We start from the raw sequence: 17,071 nt of genomic DNA, 5'->3' as shown, positions 1-17,071 counted from the left end.
TTGCTTTGCAGAATCGGAAAGGTTGTTAATCTTGTGGGCATCTGAAACCTAATTTCGTGAGGAAACAATGAGAATCTCTCGTTCCATCATTTTATGCCTAATTGTTGTCGGTTTTTCTCTGACAGCCCAATCCAAAGCCCCACTCGGTGAATCCGAAATCAAGGGTTCCAAAAAAATTGAATTCATCAACCGTTCCTTACGAAAGGCTTCTGATGACATCATCCAAGAAAATACAGAAACGGGTAAAAAACTCGCAGAAACACTGTCCAAAGAAGATACGGCAAATGTTGACGGTGTGAAAATCCAAAGGATCCTTCCAGGCCCTGATGGAAAATTGGGAGCAGATATCCTTTCCATTTCAGAAACCCAAAGTTTTGATCACGTAAATTCGATTGCACGTATCCTTGCATCCTACATCGAAAAGTCTTTCCAATACAAAACAAGTAACGCCGAAACTCTCGCACAGTACATTTTGTACTACAATGCCACACATCGAAAGGATGCAAAGTTTTTTGGGAAAAAATACACTGCTGCTGTAACAGCTGCTACATCCCCTGATAAATTAGGAATTGATACGGTTTATAAAAATTGGCCAGGAAAAACGCAGATCATCATTCCCATCGAAGGGAACATCTTAAAAGACAGTGGAAAAGATGTGACCACGGATGAATTGGAAAAAGATGTAAACAAAACGGTAAAGGACAAAGAAAAAGATCCTGCTACCAAACAGAAAATGGAAGACGAAGCCAAAAAAATGGACAAGTTGCAAACCGATAAACTAAAAGAAGAAAAAAAGGTATTGCAAGATAAAAAAGACGAAGTGTCCAAGGAAGGAAAAGAACTCCAAGACAAAAAAGATGCTCTTAAAAAACAGGAAGCAGAAGCAGTTGCGAGTCTTAACGAATTAAAAAAAGATCCAGTGAAAAACAAAACTGAGATCGAGAAAAAAACAGAAGAAATCAAAAAGATCGAACAAGAAAAAAAAGATACGGATCAAAAAACACAAGCTGTTGAGGCAAAAAAAGAAGAGTTAAGTAAAAAAGAAGAACAAATTGCCAAAAAGGAAGAAGCAAGGACTGGAACCACCACTTCAGGTGACGGTGCTAAAAAAGAAGACGCTGTCCAAAAGGTCGAAGCGAAAGTTGAAGAATTAAAATCGGAACTAGCGCAAACGAAAGAAGAACTTAAGAAAAAAGAAGAACAAAGTGATAATGTTGTGAACAACAAAATCCTTTTTATGAAGTTCATCAAGTACGATACGGATGGCCACTATTCCAACGAACTTTGGGCGATTGATCCAGCCAAAGACGATGCTCTTTTCAAAAGCCCTTACAATAATATTTGTTCAAAAGAGTTTAAGGAAATCGCAAACCAAGGAGTTTTAGTCCTAGGATATGACGGTGAAAAAGTAGAAACTCGTAAACACAAACTCGTGTTACTTGATCCAGATAAGTTGGGTGTGAAAAAAACCAGTGAATCTGCTGATATTTTTTGGCGAACACCAATGATCAACCGTGAAGATAAAATTTACGTCATCGAAAAGGTGAAAGATAAATACCATGTATCACGATTTAAATCAGACCTAACGTTTGAAAAGAGAACCGAAGAACCTGTGGAAGAAAATTCCGAACTCACATTCTTTGGTGATAAAATTTACGTCACAGGAAAACCAAAAGAAGGCGACAAAACCACAATCAAAGTGTTCAAAAAAGAAGACTTGAGTTTGTTAAAAACCATTGCTCCGTAAGGGGCTGTGGTTTCATCCAAACCATTGCTCTGTAAGGGGCGTGGTTGGAAGGTGTACTTGGAATTTAATCCTTTAGGTATTCAATCCTTTCACGTATCGCTTCATTCGATGGATTTTTCTTTGCCAAATCTTCCAGAAGTTTGATGGCTTGTGGTTTTTTCCCCATAATGTCCCAAAGGTCAGATAGTTCAAGAGCTGGCCTTGGATCATTTGGAGACTTAGAAAGTAATCCTAAATAAATCTCTTCTGCTTTTTCCAAATCACCAATCAGGCGTAATGCTGCTGCTTTTCCAAGAAGTGCAAAGTAGTCATCACCACTCGCTAGAATTTTATTAAAACATTCAAGTGCTTTGTCATAATTGCCAAGGCCTCTGGGAGAGTCCGCATAACGGTTGATAATGAGTTTGTTGTCTGGATCCGATTCGAGGATTTTTTCCCAATACGTAATGGCAGTTTTAAAATCCTTTTTTCCGCGATAGGATTCTGCAAGTCCGTAGAGTGCAAAAAAGTTTTTTGGATCGAGTTCTTTTGCCCTTTCATAATAAAGAACTGCTTTGTCAAAATCTTTGATTTTTCGGTAACTGTTTCCAATTTCAGTGAGAATTTTAATATTGTTTGGTTGGCTCCCGAGGAGTTTTTCCCACCAAAGAATGGCATCTGCATACCTTTGGCAGGCAAAATACAAATGGCCAAGACCCACGATCACATATTGGTCATTGGGATTGATCTGAAGTGCTTCCATATAATACACTTCTGATTCTTTGAAGTTTTTTAACTTTCTATGTGCATCAGCAACACGTGATAAAATACTCGCGTCTGTTATGGTTATGTGATGGAACTCTTCAGCTACTTCAATGATTCGTTTCAAACTATTGAGATCGCGGTATGCATTCATCAGTCCCATAAGGGAAAACTTATTTGTGGAATCTCCACTCAAACATTTGCGATAGTATTGGATGGCTTGTTCTGGTTGTTTTGTTTTGGCATAATAATCGCCAAGGCCAACAAGCCCATAAGTATTGGAAGGATCTTCATCAAGTAATATGTCTAATCGTTCTTTTGCTTCTTTAAAGCGACCTTGATCGAGAAAACGATACGCTTCTTTTGCAAGAGCTTTTATTTTTGTGAATTTTTCATCTTCTTGTGTTTTTTCAATCTCGGCGTTTTCCATATTAGGTTCCATTTTTCAGCATTCCTTTTTAGACAGTAAAAATCGACTCAAAAACGTGAGAACATTGACAACAGGCTCTTTTTTGCAGAAATGACAATGAGGGGGGAAAGGAATGACATCTACAACCGAAGCGATTACAGGCGGCCGGCTCATGGTCGAATTATTGGAAGAAGCGGGTGTGGAAATTGTTTTTGGATACCCAGGTGGTGCCATTCTCCCTTTTTACGACGAACTCTATCATAGCAAAAAAATCAAACACATCCTTGTCCGTCATGAACAAGGTGCCATTCATATGGCGGAAGGTTATGCTCGTTCCACAGGTAAGTTAGGTGTTTGTATTGCTACCTCTGGCCCTGGTGCCACGAACCTGATCACAGGGCTTACCGATGCCAAAATGGATTCAGTCCCCATCCTTGCGATCACAGGCCAGGTAGCAACGGATGCCATAGGCACTGACGCTTTCCAGGAAGCTGATATCTTTGGGATCACGATCCCGATTACCAAATACAATGCTCTCATTAAAAAAGCCGACGACCTTGCCCGTCACTTTGAAGAAGCCATCAAAATTGCCATGGGTGGTAGACCTGGTCCCGTACTCCTTGATTTTCCAAAGGATGTCCAATTGGGTAAAACAACAGTTAGGAAAGCTCAAACGCTAAAAATTGCTCCCCACCATTACGAGAGACCAAAGGTGAAAGGGGACCCACAAGAATTTGCAGAAGCATTGAATGCAGCCAAACGCCCGTTACTCTACGTAGGTGGTGGTGCCATCAACTCTTTTGCCTCTGCAGAAATTAAGGCACTTGCTGAGAAAGCAAATGCTCCTGTGACCACAACTCTTATGGGTCTTGGTGCTTTTCCTGGAACCCATCCACTGTCTGTGGGAATGCTTGGAATGCATGGAACGGCATACGCCAACAAAGCAGTGTTAGAATGTGATTATATTTTAAATTTAGGTGCCAGGTTTGATGACCGTGTTGCCAAATACCAAGACTTTGCTCCGAATGCGGTTCGTGCCCATATTGATATAGATGCAGCTGAGTTTAACAAACGAATCAATGTGGACTATATTTTGCATGGTGATTTAAAAGATGCCATTCGTGAAATCCTTCCTTTTGTAAAAGGAGGAGATCGTGGTGAGTGGATCCAGAATATCCAAACACTCAAACAAAACCACCCACTTGATTATGACAACAGTGGGGAAAGTATCAAACCCCAAGACTTTTTACATCGAGTGTACACAAAAACGAAAGGGGAAGCCATCGTTTCAACTGATGTAGGCCAACACCAAATGTGGGCAGCACAGTATTATCTATTTGATAAACCAAACACATGGCTCACATCCGGTGGACTCGGTACAATGGGGTATGGACTACCTGCTGCCATTGGTGCAAAATTTGGAAACCCAGACAAAACTGTGATTTGTGTGACAGGGGATGGTTCTTTCCAAATGTGTATCCAAGAACTTGCAACAATCGCACAGTCAAAGTTAGGTGTGAAGATTTTACTTTTTAATAATAACTTCCTTGGTATGGTGCGTCAGTGGCAGGAACTCTTTTATGAAGAAAGGTTTAGTGAGTCACAATGGACTTACAATCCAAACTTTGTAAAACTTGCCGAAGCCTATGGCATCCCAGCGATGCGAATCGAAAAAAAGTCTGAGATCGACAAGGGAGTTGAATTTTTCTTAAAAGATAGTGGTGCTGCTCTCATTGAAGTGATGATCCCTGCGGAAGAAAAAGTATTTCCAATGATCCCTGCTGGAAAATCACAACAAGACCTCATCGAATTCAAAGACTTGGGGAAGTTGAAAAAATGAAACATACACTGAGTATTTTAGTCAATAACCATCCAGGTGTGATGAGCCATGTCTCTGGTCTCTTTACTAGGCGTGGATATAACATTGATTCGATTGCAGTTGGAGTCACTGACAACGTGGAAGTTTCTTCTATGACAATTGTTCTCAACGGGGATGATTTTGTTGTGGGACAAGTGAAAAACCAACTCCTCAAACTCCCGGATGTCCTAAAAGTGCAAGATATGGCATATGCAAGTTCTGTACAAAGGGAACTTGTTTTAGTTTCTTTTTCCATTACGGAAAGCAATCGAAGTGAAGCTCTTACAATTTGTAATGGTTTTGATGTAAAAATTTTAGAGATGACGGAAGATTCCCTTCTGATTGAATTTTCAGGCAATTCTCGTCAGGTAACAAATATCATCACAGTTTTGAAACCATTTGGGATTCGTGAGATCTCTCGCACCGGCCAAATTGCCATCGCCTATCGCAACCAAAACGTTGTTTAGAATCCTCTTGACAGTGGTCTAAAAACAAACGATACTTGGGGACAAAACATTGTTTGGTTCCCATGAAACGTTTCCTTCTTACCACATCTTTTTTATTACTTTCCTCCTTCGTTTACTCTGATGCAGAAAGAAAACCTGTTCCTTTAAAACGAGGGAGCAGTGCGGAAGTTTTGTATTTTGATTTTGGGGAAACCGCGCCAAAAAGTTTTTTCCAATCAGAAAAACTCCAAGAACCAAAATTAGAAGATTTAAAATTAGGATTTTTAGATGCAGCTCCTGGGTATTATGCAGGTCCGGATGGGGGAGAAGTGTACCAATGGGCCAAAAACCATTACCAATGGAAACGTGCTGATGGTAGTGTTTTTACCGAATGGCCAACTGGGATTTTTAAATTGGATTTTCCAACAGGAATCGGTTTCGTTTATGCTCCTGCTCCACCTAACTGTAACGGATGTTCGCCGACACTAGTATGGAACTATCCTGACCATACTAAAATTACAAAGTATTGGATCGCCAATCGAAAAGAATACGATACCATTTTTCAAAAACCAATCGATTTTCAAAATTTCCTATTAGTAAATGAATCCAAATTTGGAAAACCAAAGTTAGAAGTGGAAAATCTAGTCTTTTATGGTTCTGAGAAATGGAATGAGTTTTTACGTGTTTTTGGTGATGAAGGTAAAACAACATTCTTATTCACCTACCTTCAATATGAATTTGGCTTAACAAATCGCGGAAAAGTTCCAGTTCTACTTTTTGATGAATACCAATCTGCGAAAGAATATGTTGGGTTTGACCTCCCAGGTGCCAACCAAACGGAATTGGGCCTTGGTGGCAAAGATGCGATTGTTTTGTGTTGTGGCGACCAGATGCCAGAAAAAACAGGGAATCCAAAATTTGATGCCGATTCACTCCGTCGCGTTAACTTCAGTATGGTACTCCAAAAACTCACAAGAAATATCGAACAAGTATCTTGTTTGAAGGCCATTGCAGAAACAGGAAAATCTCCCACAGAAGAAATCGTGGACCCATGGTTTGAAGAAGGATTTCCTTCTTATGTTGAATCTAGGTTTAGTGATCGCAAAAAAATTTGGATGTATTCGGAAACGGAAAAGCTAATCAGAGAAAACAAAGTCCCCAAAAGTTTTAAATCATTATTAGATGCCAAATACAAAGACAACCTTCCTTATTTGATTGGTGCCATTCTCGTAAAACATTTACATGAAGTATATGGAAAAGAATCGATTATTTCTTATCAAAGGGAAACTTGTTTAGGACTAGATTCCATCCTCGCCTTACAAAAAATAACGGGGAAAAGTCCGGATACACTCTTAAAAGATAGCATCAAAAAATTTGAAACAGATGATATCGGACTCTTAAAATATGCAAAACCACTTTCTCTTATGGGAATGACGGTTATGGAACCAAAATTCCCCAATGAATTCAATGGCTTTTTGGAAAAAGGATTTTCTTTAAAAGAGTCAGCAAAAGAAGTCAAATCCTATGACGAAATTCCTAACTTATCTCGTATCTTTACTGCAAACGTCGAAGATTTTTCTGGAAAACGAGAAGGGGATTTTTTAGGTCCAGGCCGTTCTTATTTTTACCTTTGGAAAAAAGGAAATTACCGTTGGTATGGCGAGGGTTGGGAAGCCAATGTATTCCCTGGGAATCAAATTGTCTATCGGGGTTCCAATTTCACAATTGTGGAATGGGAAAATGGAAAAAAACAATATGTGGCACCAAACGGTGATTCAGTGATCTTCCAAAACAAAGAAACAATGCAATATTCTGATTGAAGTTTGTTGGTTGGATTATGGTTCAATGTAAGGAATGATTCCAAGAGGTCAGAACATTTAAAAAGAAACCAGTCGGTGGATCAAACACCAAACTGATTTCCTAACGAGAGAGTGACGATTTTTTACATTTTCTAATGGCCTTCGAGCCATCGTTCGGCTTCGAGTGCTGCCATACATCCACTACCTGCTGCGGTAATGGCTTGTCTGTACACTTTGTCCTGAACATCACCGGCAGCAAACACTCCTTCTACATTGGTTTGTGTTGTCCCTGGTTTTGTGATGATGTAACCTGTTTCATCTAAATTCAATTGGCCTTTGAAGATTTCCGTATTCGGAACATGGCCAATCGCATAAAAGAGTCCACCCACTTCCAAATCCTTCTGAGATTTGTCCTTTGTGTTTTCGAGGACGATGGATGTAAGACCACCAGCGCCACCTTTTGCTTCGACCACAGTTTGGTTCCAAAGGATTTCGATTTTTGGGTGTTCCAAAGCTCGTTTTTGCATGATTTGGGAAGCACGGAGTTGGTCACGTCTTACCACAAGATACACTTTGGATGCAAATTTGGTTAGGTGGTTTGCTTCTTCCACTGCTGAGTCACCACCACCCACTACCGCCAGGGCTTTGTTTCGGTAAATGGGAAGGGCACCGTCACATACCGCACAAGCAGAAATACCACGTTGCCAAAAAACATCTTCTCCCTTAACAAACATACGTTTGGCGGTAGCACCGGTTGCAATGATAATGGATTCTGCTTTGATTTCTTCATCATCAGACCAAATTGTAAAAGGGCGTTTGGATAAATCCACTTTGGTGATGGTTTGGGTGTGGATGGTTGTGCCATACTTTACCGATTGTTCTCGGAAAAGTTGGGTGAGTTTGGTTCCATCGATCCCTTCTGGGAATCCCGGGAAATTTTCCACTTCGGTTGTGGTTGTGAGCTGTCCCCCCGCGGCGACTCCTCCTGCCATAAATCCTTCATACATCACTGGGTTTAAATTGGCTCTTGCAGCGTAGATGGCTGCTGTGTGTCCTGCAGGCCCTGATCCAATGATGACAACTTTGTGGTTCATAATTTCTCCTATTCTATATCTTGTTCGTTATTTCTTAGACTCGGTCTAAATCAAACTTGTTTATTTTGTTTCGCAAGCCCGTACCCAAGGGGCATAATAGGGGTCCCCGGAAAGTGGGCTTTTTTCTAAACTTTGGAGGTATTCTTTTTGTTTCCCCCCTCTCGTAAGACAGAGATAACTGGCTTCGAAAAATTCCAAGGTTTCTTTTTTCCCTTGGAAACGAATTTCCTCTAAAATTTCCAATGCTTCTTTTTCATACCCTGTGGTAAGATAGAGGCGGAAGAGTTCTCTTTGTACTTCCGTGTCGTCTTTTTTTTGCCTATGGTACTTTTCCAAATAAAAGATGGCTGTGGCAATTGATTCCACACTGTCCGCAAGGAGGAGTCCCATCCGTTTGAGGACAGGATCGTATTCAGGATTTTCACGGAGCGAAAGTTCGTAATAATATAGGGCTTTTGTTTTTTCTCCCACCATTTCCCATTTTTTCCCTTCTTCAAAAAGAGTTCGTTCTTTTCGGCCGCAATTAACGACTAACAGTAGAGAAAGGATGAGTAAAAAAACAGGAGTGATTCGATAAGTCACATCTCCTTTTTTCCTGACATAGCCATTTGTGGCAAAAAAAATAATAAGTCTCTTTAAGCTTTTTGTCCGACTCTTTAAGTAACATAAGAGAGTAAAGATGGGTTCCAAATTGCCAGTTTCTCAAAATCAGCTTTTACAAACATTCCAAGAATACCTGTCCGTAGAAAAAGGACTGAGCGATAATTCTATATATTCCTACGGATACGATCTAAACAAGTTCGCCATCTTCTTGGAAAAAGAACACATCAACTTCTTAGAAGTAAAAGCGAACGACATCATCCGTTTTCTGGAAGAAGAAAGAGAACGTAAAATCTCTGCAAAAACGCTAGCAAGAGAAGTTGTGGCAATCCGTCAGTTTTACAAATACCTAAGAGACGAAAAGCGACTTGATTCCAATCCAACGGAAAAAATTGAAACACCTGAAGTTGCAAGGACGATTCCGGATTACCTCACACAAACTGAAATAGAAGAATTATTTCGTAACATCAAAGAAGACAATTTGTACGAACTTCGTGACAAATGTATCTTTGAACTCCTTTACTCTTCTGGCCTTCGGATCTCGGAAGCCTGTAACTTAAAAATGTCTGACATTGATATGGAAAATATGACCATCACTGTAGAAGGGAAGGGTGGAAGACAACGCCTCGTTCCTTTTGGTGAAAAATCTTTGGAAATTTTAAAACGTTACCTCACAGAAAGTCGAACTGAAATTCTTAAAAAAAGAACCTGTGACTTTGTATTTGTTTCCAAAAAAGGATCGTATATCAACCGTAAGTCGGTTTGGAGACTTTTAAACCACTATATCAAACGAACAAAGATTAAGAAAAAAGTCACTCCTCATACTCTGCGTCACTCGTTTGCAACACATCTTTTGGAAAATCATGCAGATCTCAAATCAGTGCAGGAGCTTCTTGGTCATATCGATATTTCTACGACACAGATTTATACACATATGGCCAATAAAACTCTGAAGGAAGTTCATAAGAAATTCCATCCGAGAGGATAATGTCGAACCCCACGAAACATGCGGACTATGGAAAAGTAGTCCGTATTCAAATTCCTTCTAACCCCCGCTTTGTATCACACACTCGTAATTATTTTTTTAACTTATGTTTAGAACATGGATTCTCACTTTTTGATTCCATGGATTTAAAATTAGTGATCGGAGAAGCGATCACTAACATCATCAGACATGCTTACTCTGGCAGGACAAACAAACCAATTTTCATTGAAATCCAATTTGATAAAGACCGAGTGGAAATCAAACTGCGTGATTACGGAATCAAAGTAGAACCAAAAGACCTTCGTAGTTTTGATGTGAGTGATTACAGAGAACACGGCATCGGTCTTTTTATGATCAGAGAACTCACCGATTATTATTTTTTAGACCAATCCTTCGAGATTGGAAACCAGATGGTCCTCATCAAACGAAAGTAAACTCCATTTTTCTCGACAACGGTTTCCCTTCTGGAAATTTATCCTTATGGAAACAATTCACGCAACCACCATCCTTTCTGTACGTAAAAACGGAAAAATCGCAGTTGGAGGGGATGGCCAAGTTTCGATGGGAAATACCGTCATGAAACATACTGCCAAAAAAGTACGCCGACTTTACAATGGTAAGGTGATCGCTGGTTTTGCGGGAAGTGCAGCAGATGCCTTCACTCTCTTTGAACTCTTTGAAAAAAAATTAATCGAACATGGTGGATCAGTTTCTCGCGCGGCAGTCGAACTTGCACGTGAGTGGCGAATGGACCGGATGTTAAGAAGGCTTGAGGCACTACTGATTGTTTGTGATGCCAATGAATCCTTTCTCATTTCAGGAACTGGGGATGTGATCTCACCTGATGATGGGGTGCTTGCGATTGGTTCGGGTGGTAACTTTGCACTCAGTGCCGCAAGAGCACTTGTTGAAAATACTGATTTAGAACCAAAAGAAATCATCACAAAAGCGATGAAAATTACAGCTGAGATCTGTATTTATACAAACCATAATTTGGTAATAGAGGAATTATAATATGACATTGAAAACTATTTTAGCAGAAGTTGCAACTGTTGGGAATGGAACTGAAGAACTCACTCCACGCCAAATTGTGGAAAGGTTAGATGAACATATCATTGGGCAAACCAAAGCAAAACGTGCTGTCGCAGTTGCCCTTCGCAATCGTTCCAGGCGAAGGAAACTCGATGAATCTTTGAAAGAAGAGATTTACCCCAAAAACATCATCATGATTGGACCCACAGGAGTAGGGAAAACTGAAATTGCTCGTCGTTTGTCAAAGTTATGTGGAGCACCTTTCATCAAAGTAGAAGCAACCAAATACACGGAAGTGGGTTATGTAGGTCGTGATGTGGAATCTATGGTACGTGATTTGGCAATGGGTGCTCTCAATATGGTGAAATCGGAATTTAGAGACCGAGTGAGAGACAAAGCAGAAGAGAGAGCAGAAGAAATCATTTTAGATGCCATCCTTCCTCCGATTTTCCATAAAAAAGAAGAAGATTTAAATCCAGAGGAAAAAGAAAGATTTCAAAGTTATAAAGAATCCAGAGAAAAATTTAGAGATAAGTTGAGAAAAGGGATTTTAAACGAACAAGAAATTGAAATCGATATCCCAAAACCTTCAACCCAAACAGGAATGCCCATGTTGCAAGTGTTTGGTGCTGGTAATATGGAAGAAATGGATAACCAAATCCAAAACCTTCTTGGGGATCTCATGCCAAAAAAATCAGGCAAACGTAAGGTAAAAGTTTCAGATGCACAAAAGATTTTACTCGAATCCGAAGCAGAAAAACTCATCGATTCAGATAAAATCCAATCGGAAGCAGTGCGCCGAGTGGAAGAAATGGGTATCATCTTCTTAGATGAAATTGACAAAATTGCAGGAAGAGAAGGAAGACAAGGGGCAGATGTTTCTAGGGAAGGGGTACAACGAGATTTACTTCCGATCGTAGAAGGTTCCACCGTAAATACAAAACTTGGCCCCATCAAAACCGATCACATTCTTTTCATTGCGGCTGGTGCCTTCCATATGACAAAACCTTCTGATTTAATTCCAGAATTACAAGGAAGGTTTCCCATCCGCGTGGAATTAGAAACCCTTACGGAACAGGATTTTATTAAAATTTTAACCACTCCTAAATCTTCGCTCACCAAACAATACGAAGCCCTACTTGCGACAGAAGGTGTGAAGATTGAATACACCAAGGATGGGATTGCTGAAATTGCAAAACTTGCCTTTCAGATGAATGAAAAAAATGAAAATATTGGAGCGCGAAGGCTCAATACCATCATGGAAAAATTATTAGAGGACACAAGTTTTGATGCACCAGACCTGCCAGATGACAAAAAACATGTGGTGATCAACGAGTCTTATGTTTCCAGCCAATTGAAGGGCATCATCGAAGACAAAGACTTAAGTCGATTCATTCTCTAACAAGGATTACACGTTCAAACCCTCGAACAGAATTGGCAGTAAGGATGTCCGAGGCATGGACCAGGTCATCCTTTGTTGTGACTTTTTCTTTGACCCAATTTTTTCGAAGTAAATACTCTCGAAAAACTCCTGGAAGCCCTCCCGTTTCTAAACTGGGAGTGAACCAGATTCCACTTAGCCTATAAAACAAATTGCGAATGCTTGTTTCAAGGACGTTCCCATCTGTATCAAAAAGAATACAATCATCGACTTTCCTTTCTTTACATAGGTCTGTAAGTTTTTCGTATTCAATGCGATTTGTTGTTTTGTGGTAGAAAAAAATATTTTTAGAATCGATTGCTTCTTTAGCAAAACAAAGTTTGATTGTGGGTCTTTTTGTACGTTTGGGTAAAACAGTGGATTCGAAATGGAATTCTCCTGTTTCATTGAGTAAAAGCCTGACTCTCGACTTCGAGGGAATTTTAGATTCCATCTCTAAAAAGGTTTCCTCCAGTTTTTCTTTCGAAAAAGAAAATCCGAAACGATTTGCCGTTCCTTCCATTCGTTTGGTATGAAGTTCTTTCAAAAAGATTCTGCCATTGCAAACACGTAAGGTTTCTAAGATTGCAAACTTAGGAGGAATGGGATTGGTGAGCACTCTCAGTTTGGATAAACATTCTGCGTATTCTTCATTTGGTTTGGAAAGCACTGTCACTCCACTTCCAATTCCATACACAGCGTGGTGATTGTTCCCTTGGGATTTGATTTCTAAAGTACGGATCGTAACACTTGCTCGGATCAAGGGAACATCATTTTTTTCTTCAGAAGTGAAAAAAGCTCCCGTATAACTCCCTCGATTCATTCCTTCCAAGGTACGTAACAGAGAAAACGACCTTTGTTTCGGGGCACCAATCACGGATCCTGACGGGAACAAAGCGGAAAGCACTGCTTTCCATTGAAATGGTTGGTTTAATTTGGCACGAACTTTTGAAACCATTTGCCAAACGGTGCTCAATCCTTGGATTGAAAACAGTTCCTCTACTTCCACTGTCCCTTGTTTGGCGATTCTTCCCAAATCGTTCCTGTACAAATCGGTAATCATTACATTTTCAGCTTTTTCTTTTTCGGAAGTTTGTAGGTAGTTAAAGTTCTTTTGGTCTTCTTTCTTTGTATTCCCTCTTAGAATAGTACCTTTCATAGGTTCCGTTTTGATTTCGTCACCGTTTACTTCGAAAAATAATTCAGGAGAAACAGAGAGGATGGTTTTGGAATTTTTTTCCATTGGGTAATACACGGAATACTTGGTTTTTTGTTTTGTTTTTAAACCTTGATAAATGGAAAACAAATCCCCTTGTAATTGCAAATGGACTGGAAAACATAAATTCAATTCATAACTTTCCCCAAGTATTAAAAACTCATTAGTTTGTTTCCATTTTTCCATATACTCTGCTTCCAACCATTTTGGTTGTAATTCTGTGATGGAGTGTATAGAAAGTTGGTCTTTATCTGGATTTTTGTATTGGATTCTTCTTTTTTTTTGAAAAAGGGTGATATGGAGTAATTGAGTTCCTTCTTCTAAGTTGGAACTTAAAAGTTCCAATCCTTCGATGAAATGATAACCTAACTCATAGTATAGGATGCCACAAGGGTAGAGTCCTTTTTTTCGTTCTATATCAAGCCTATCAAATAGGGATGAAATCTGTTGTTTTAGATTTTGATGTTTTTCGTAACTCAGACTGATGGTTTCTTTTGCATCATAATAATGATCCGAGATGGTAAAACCAGGATGGGAGAGAGTATCTTCGAAGAGAAGGCCACCGAGTGTTCGGTAGTTCTCTTCAAAGGATGAATACGGTATCGATTCGATAAGAATCAAAACTCCATTTTTTGTAGGGCATCGAGAGGGTAGTTCAAGTACACTGTGGTGGTTTTTTTACTGGTTTGGATGTCAAAACACTCTAATGGATCAAGGCCTAAATTATAAAACCCTTCATCAATCATTGCAATTCCAAAGCCTGCACTTTCTTTTTCATCCAAGAAATCTGGGCGAAAAAATTCAGCACTGTTTCCTTGTTTAGCCAGTTCGGCATGGCGTTCTCTACTTTTACGAATCCGATTTAAATCCATTCCCATAATGGGTGAATCGTTCCGTATCCGAATGTATACGGATGTAGGTCGAATTTCAATTTTCATAGATATCTTCAAATCGTATTTTTTCACTTTTTCCTTAACAATGGTTAGGAAGTCTTTTTCATCCTCTGAAAGATTGTGTTTTTTGGTTCGTTTTTTGTCAGAGAGTGTGAGTATCTTTTGAACTACTTTTTTGATTTTATCGGGCACAATGTAACGTTGCATTGCATCTCGAAGAGGTTCCGTTTCTAGGATGATATCGAGTAACTCTTCTGCTTCCTCTTCAGGGGTTTGGCCTTGGGCTTTGAGTTTATTTAAGAGTTCGTCTTGGAAAATGACAAATCGTGTATTGGCTTTGACTGCATTGAGGAGAGCCTCCATAAGACCACTGAAAAGATGGAAGGAAGTGAGAGGGTTGGCACCCACACGGTTGAGTATCCCTTGCACCACTTCGTTTACAATGTCTCGGGTTGATTTTGTCAGACCTTTTAATTCAAAATGGAAATAATCCTTTTGGATGAGTTGGTCTAAGTTTTGTAGGATTTCGGAGCCTTTGTATTTGATTTTCTCGTTTGCCATTGAGGTTCGCTAAACTTTTATGTTAAAAAAACGGGAAAACATGGTTTTGTAAACCAGTTTTCCGACCGAGTGAGCAGGTTTGTTTGTTTATGAAAGAATTCCTTCTAAAAACTCCTGATTTAGGTGATACGGAAAAAATTGAACTGGTCCGTTGGCTTTGCAAAGAAGGCCAAGACGTAAAAGAAGGGGATGAAGTGATTGAACTTGTCACGGATAAAGCTGCATTTCCAGTGGAATCTCCCTATAGTGGCACCTTAAAAAAAATCCTAAAAGAACAAGGATCGGTAGTGAAAAAAGGAGATATCCTCGGAATCATGGATATTAACGAATGAAAATCCTTCATATCTCCGATTTACATTTCCCGAAGAAACTTTCATTGTTTTCTCTTCGAGGAAAAGCAATTGTCGGATACCTCAATTACCATGTGAGGAGAAAGTCAAAACACCCTGTGGTGCTCATTGCGGCGATGGTGGATACCATCAAAAATTTAGAATATGATGCACTAGTGATTTCTGGTGACCTAACAAACGTTTCACACCCTAGTGAATTCCAAAACGCAAAAGATATCTTAAAACCAATTCTTACGAACAAAACGTTCCTGATCCCAGGGAATCATGACCGATACCAAAAACGTGCCATGGGACCAAATCCTTTGTTTGAAAAAGCATTTGAAGAGTGGATGGGAGAATCCGTTCATCCAAACTTTTACCTCCGAACGAAACGCATTGCGGGTAAACTCTTTGTTGGTTGGGATTCCAATCTTGCCATCCCAAGGATCACTGCCAATGGGTACGTAGCAAAAGAAATTGTAGAAAAAACCGTTGGGATTTCAAAAGATCCTTATGTACTCGTCGGGCACCACCCGCTTTGGAATCCCAACACAGAAGTAGAATCGGCTTCCCACCGAATGTCCAATCGAAAAGAAGTGGTTCTTGGATTACAATCGAACCCACCCGAATTGTACTTACATGGGCATACACATACCAATTGGGTGAAACTTCCTGGCAAAGAAACTCCTTTTACGATTGTGAACTCAGCATCGAGTACAAGGTTATCCGATTCCAAACATGAGTGTGGTTTCCATTTGATTGAACTAGGGAAACAAACTCACTATCGTCGTTTTATCTATTCAGAAAACAAATTCACAGAGACAAATCCCATTCTATACGAAGAGACTGAAGGAGTCGTCTAAAGGACATACCATGGCAAATGATAAAATTGATTTAACTTCCATCCAACGGCAACTCATGCAAGTGAAACACCCAGAACTCAAAAAAGACATTGTGAGTCTTGGTATGGTTGCAAAGGTCACACCTACTGAGGATGGAATCGAAATCCTCATCAAAACTCCGAATGCAGACCGTCGTTTGCAAATTGGTTTGGAAGCACAAACAAGACAGCTCATTTCCAAAATCGAAGGTGCTGGAAAAGTCAAAATCAAATTTGAAGTCGACCAAAACTTAAAAATGGAAGACGGAAACCGAATCTTTGGCGTAAAAAAAGTCATCGCTGTTGGATCGGGAAAAGGTGGTGTTGGAAAATCAACTGTCACTGCAAACCTTGCCAGCACCCTTGCACTTAACGGAAAGAAGGTGGGGATCATGGATGCTGACATCTATGGACCATCTCTTGGTAAAATGTTTGGGATCAATGGCCGTGTTGCCTTAAAGTCTGAAGAAGATAAAATATATCCAATTGAAAAACATGGAATCAAACTCATTTCCTTTTCCTTCCTCGTCACAGAAGACCAACCTGTGGTTTGGCGTGGACCCATGCTTGGAAAGGCCATTGAACAGTTCTTATACGATGTGGTTTGGGGAGAACTCGATTACCTATTCATTGATTTACCTCCAGGAACGGGGGATGTACAATTATCCCTTGCCCAACTCATTGACCTTGATGGAGCTGTGATTGTGACAACTCCACAAGAAGTGGCAGTCCTTGATGCAGGTCGTGCAGCTGCCATGTTCAAACAAGTGAAAGTACCAATCCTTGGGATTGTCGAAAACATGAGTGGTTTTGCATGTCCGAAATGTGGGCATGTCACCGATGTATTTTCGAAAGGGGGAGGGGAGAAACTTTCCAAACAAGTGGGAGTTCCGGAACTGGGAGCAGTCCCTCTCACACTCGATGTGATGAGTTCGGGTGAATCGGGCAAACCGGCCTTACTTGACGCAAAAGACTCTCCTTTGAAAGAGGCGTATTTTAAGATCGCCAAGAATTTAGAAGAACAAATTGCGAATTGGGAAGAGTAAAAATCACTTGTTTCT

General features: G+C 40.0%; 16 protein-coding genes. 11 read left to right on the top strand and 5 right to left on the bottom strand.

All coding sequences use genetic code 11. The annotated features are described in order from the left end of the window. Positions 1-67: 67 nt before the first annotated feature. A complete protein-coding gene (locus LEP1GSC202_RS15445; protein ID WP_015678725.1) occupies positions 68-1,747 on the top strand; it encodes a P83/100 family protein in 1,680 nt (559 codons plus the stop codon). A gap of 64 nt (positions 1,748-1,811) precedes the next feature. Here LEP1GSC202_RS15445 and LEP1GSC202_RS15440 read toward each other — a convergent pair whose 3' ends face one another. After that, positions 1,812-2,918, bottom strand: a complete 1,107-nt coding sequence (locus tag LEP1GSC202_RS15440; protein WP_039929210.1) for a tetratricopeptide repeat protein — start codon at positions 2,916-2,918, stop codon at positions 1,812-1,814. Positions 2,919-3,030: 112 nt separating this feature from the next. Here LEP1GSC202_RS15440 and ilvB point away from each other — a divergent pair, with 112 nt between their 5' ends. The 3 genes from ilvB (at position 3,031) to LEP1GSC202_RS15425 (ending at position 7,021) form a co-directional block, all read left to right on the top strand. Then, on the top strand, positions 3,031-4,737 hold the full coding sequence (ilvB, locus tag LEP1GSC202_RS15435) for a biosynthetic-type acetolactate synthase large subunit (protein ID WP_015678611.1): 1,707 nt from the start codon (positions 3,031-3,033) through the stop codon (positions 4,735-4,737). Further along, positions 4,734-5,222 (top strand): acetolactate synthase small subunit, encoded by a 489-nt coding sequence (gene ilvN, locus LEP1GSC202_RS15430; protein ID WP_015678648.1) that lies wholly within the window; start codon positions 4,734-4,736, stop codon positions 5,220-5,222. Before ilvB ends, ilvN begins: the two co-directional genes overlap by 4 nt. Before the next feature lie 62 nt (positions 5,223-5,284). Continuing rightward, positions 5,285-7,021 carry a peptidase MA gene (locus LEP1GSC202_RS15425; RefSeq protein WP_039929181.1) on the top strand — a complete coding sequence of 579 codons (1,737 nt, stop codon included), beginning with the start codon at positions 5,285-5,287 and terminating at the stop codon, positions 7,019-7,021. A gap of 131 nt (positions 7,022-7,152) precedes the next feature. On the opposite strand, the gene trxB is transcribed toward LEP1GSC202_RS15425, so the two are convergent. Together trxB and LEP1GSC202_RS15415 are read right to left on the bottom strand one after the other, a co-directional pair. Next, positions 7,153-8,094, bottom strand: coding sequence for a thioredoxin-disulfide reductase (trxB, locus tag LEP1GSC202_RS15420; protein WP_015678619.1), 942 nt, complete (start codon positions 8,092-8,094; stop codon positions 7,153-7,155). Between the two features lie 60 nt (positions 8,095-8,154). Further along, entirely contained in the window at positions 8,155-8,676 is a 522-nt protein-coding gene (locus LEP1GSC202_RS15415) for a tetratricopeptide repeat protein (protein ID WP_015678687.1), read from the bottom strand. A gap of 97 nt (positions 8,677-8,773) precedes the next feature. Here LEP1GSC202_RS15415 and xerD point away from each other — a divergent pair, with 97 nt between their 5' ends. Genes xerD through hslU form a run of 4 tightly spaced genes read left to right on the top strand, consistent with a single transcriptional unit; the run spans position 8,774 to position 12,113 of the window. Continuing rightward, positions 8,774-9,682, top strand: a complete 909-nt coding sequence (gene xerD, locus LEP1GSC202_RS15410) for a site-specific tyrosine recombinase XerD (RefSeq protein ID WP_015678684.1) — start codon at positions 8,774-8,776, stop codon at positions 9,680-9,682. After that, entirely contained in the window at positions 9,682-10,113 is a 432-nt protein-coding gene (locus LEP1GSC202_RS15405; protein WP_039929179.1) for an ATP-binding protein, read from the top strand. The genes xerD and LEP1GSC202_RS15405 overlap by 1 nt, the downstream gene beginning before the upstream one ends. A gap of 46 nt (positions 10,114-10,159) precedes the next feature. Continuing rightward, positions 10,160-10,693, top strand: coding sequence for an ATP-dependent protease subunit HslV (gene hslV, locus LEP1GSC202_RS15400; protein WP_015678681.1), 534 nt, complete (start codon positions 10,160-10,162; stop codon positions 10,691-10,693). Between the two features lies 1 nt (position 10,694). Continuing rightward, on the top strand, positions 10,695-12,113 hold the full coding sequence (gene hslU / locus LEP1GSC202_RS15395; RefSeq protein WP_015678707.1) for an ATP-dependent protease ATPase subunit HslU: 1,419 nt from the start codon (positions 10,695-10,697) through the stop codon (positions 12,111-12,113). On the opposite strand, the gene LEP1GSC202_RS15390 is transcribed toward hslU, so the two are convergent. Further along, positions 12,103-13,968: a bifunctional chorismate-binding protein/class IV aminotransferase gene (locus tag LEP1GSC202_RS15390; protein WP_015678710.1), complete on the bottom strand. Its 1,866-nt coding sequence runs from the start codon at positions 13,966-13,968 to the stop codon at positions 12,103-12,105. The two genes, hslU and LEP1GSC202_RS15390, sit on opposite strands and share 11 nt — an antisense overlap. Further along, the gene (locus tag LEP1GSC202_RS15385; RefSeq protein WP_015678649.1) at positions 13,965-14,801 is read right to left on the bottom strand and encodes a hypothetical protein; all 837 of its coding nucleotides are present in this window, start codon (positions 14,799-14,801) and stop codon (positions 13,965-13,967) included. Before LEP1GSC202_RS15385 ends, LEP1GSC202_RS15390 begins: the two co-directional genes overlap by 4 nt. 89 nt (positions 14,802-14,890) lie before the next feature. On the opposite strand from LEP1GSC202_RS15385, the gene LEP1GSC202_RS15380 reads away from it, so the two are divergent. From LEP1GSC202_RS15380 to LEP1GSC202_RS15370, 3 genes are read left to right on the top strand one after another with little or no spacing between them, the layout of a single operon-like run. Further along, positions 14,891-15,133 carry a biotin/lipoyl-containing protein gene (locus tag LEP1GSC202_RS15380; RefSeq protein WP_015678591.1) on the top strand — a complete coding sequence of 81 codons (243 nt, stop codon included), beginning with the start codon at positions 14,891-14,893 and terminating at the stop codon, positions 15,131-15,133. Next, positions 15,130-15,993 (top strand): metallophosphoesterase family protein, encoded by an 864-nt coding sequence (locus LEP1GSC202_RS15375; protein WP_015678722.1) that lies wholly within the window; start codon positions 15,130-15,132, stop codon positions 15,991-15,993. The genes LEP1GSC202_RS15380 and LEP1GSC202_RS15375 overlap by 4 nt, the downstream gene beginning before the upstream one ends. Positions 15,994-16,003: 10 nt before the next feature. Continuing rightward, on the top strand, positions 16,004-17,056 hold the full coding sequence (locus LEP1GSC202_RS15370; RefSeq protein ID WP_015678667.1) for an Mrp/NBP35 family ATP-binding protein: 1,053 nt from the start codon (positions 16,004-16,006) through the stop codon (positions 17,054-17,056). The last annotated feature ends 15 nt before the right edge of the window (positions 17,057-17,071 follow it).

Source organism: Leptospira yanagawae serovar Saopaulo str. Sao Paulo = ATCC 700523, from assembly GCF_000332475.2.
Lineage (GTDB): Bacteria > Spirochaetota > Leptospiria > Leptospirales > Leptospiraceae > Leptospira_A > Leptospira_A yanagawae.
Note: the sequence above shows the minus strand (reverse complement) of the source record. Positions and strands in the feature narration are given on the sequence as shown.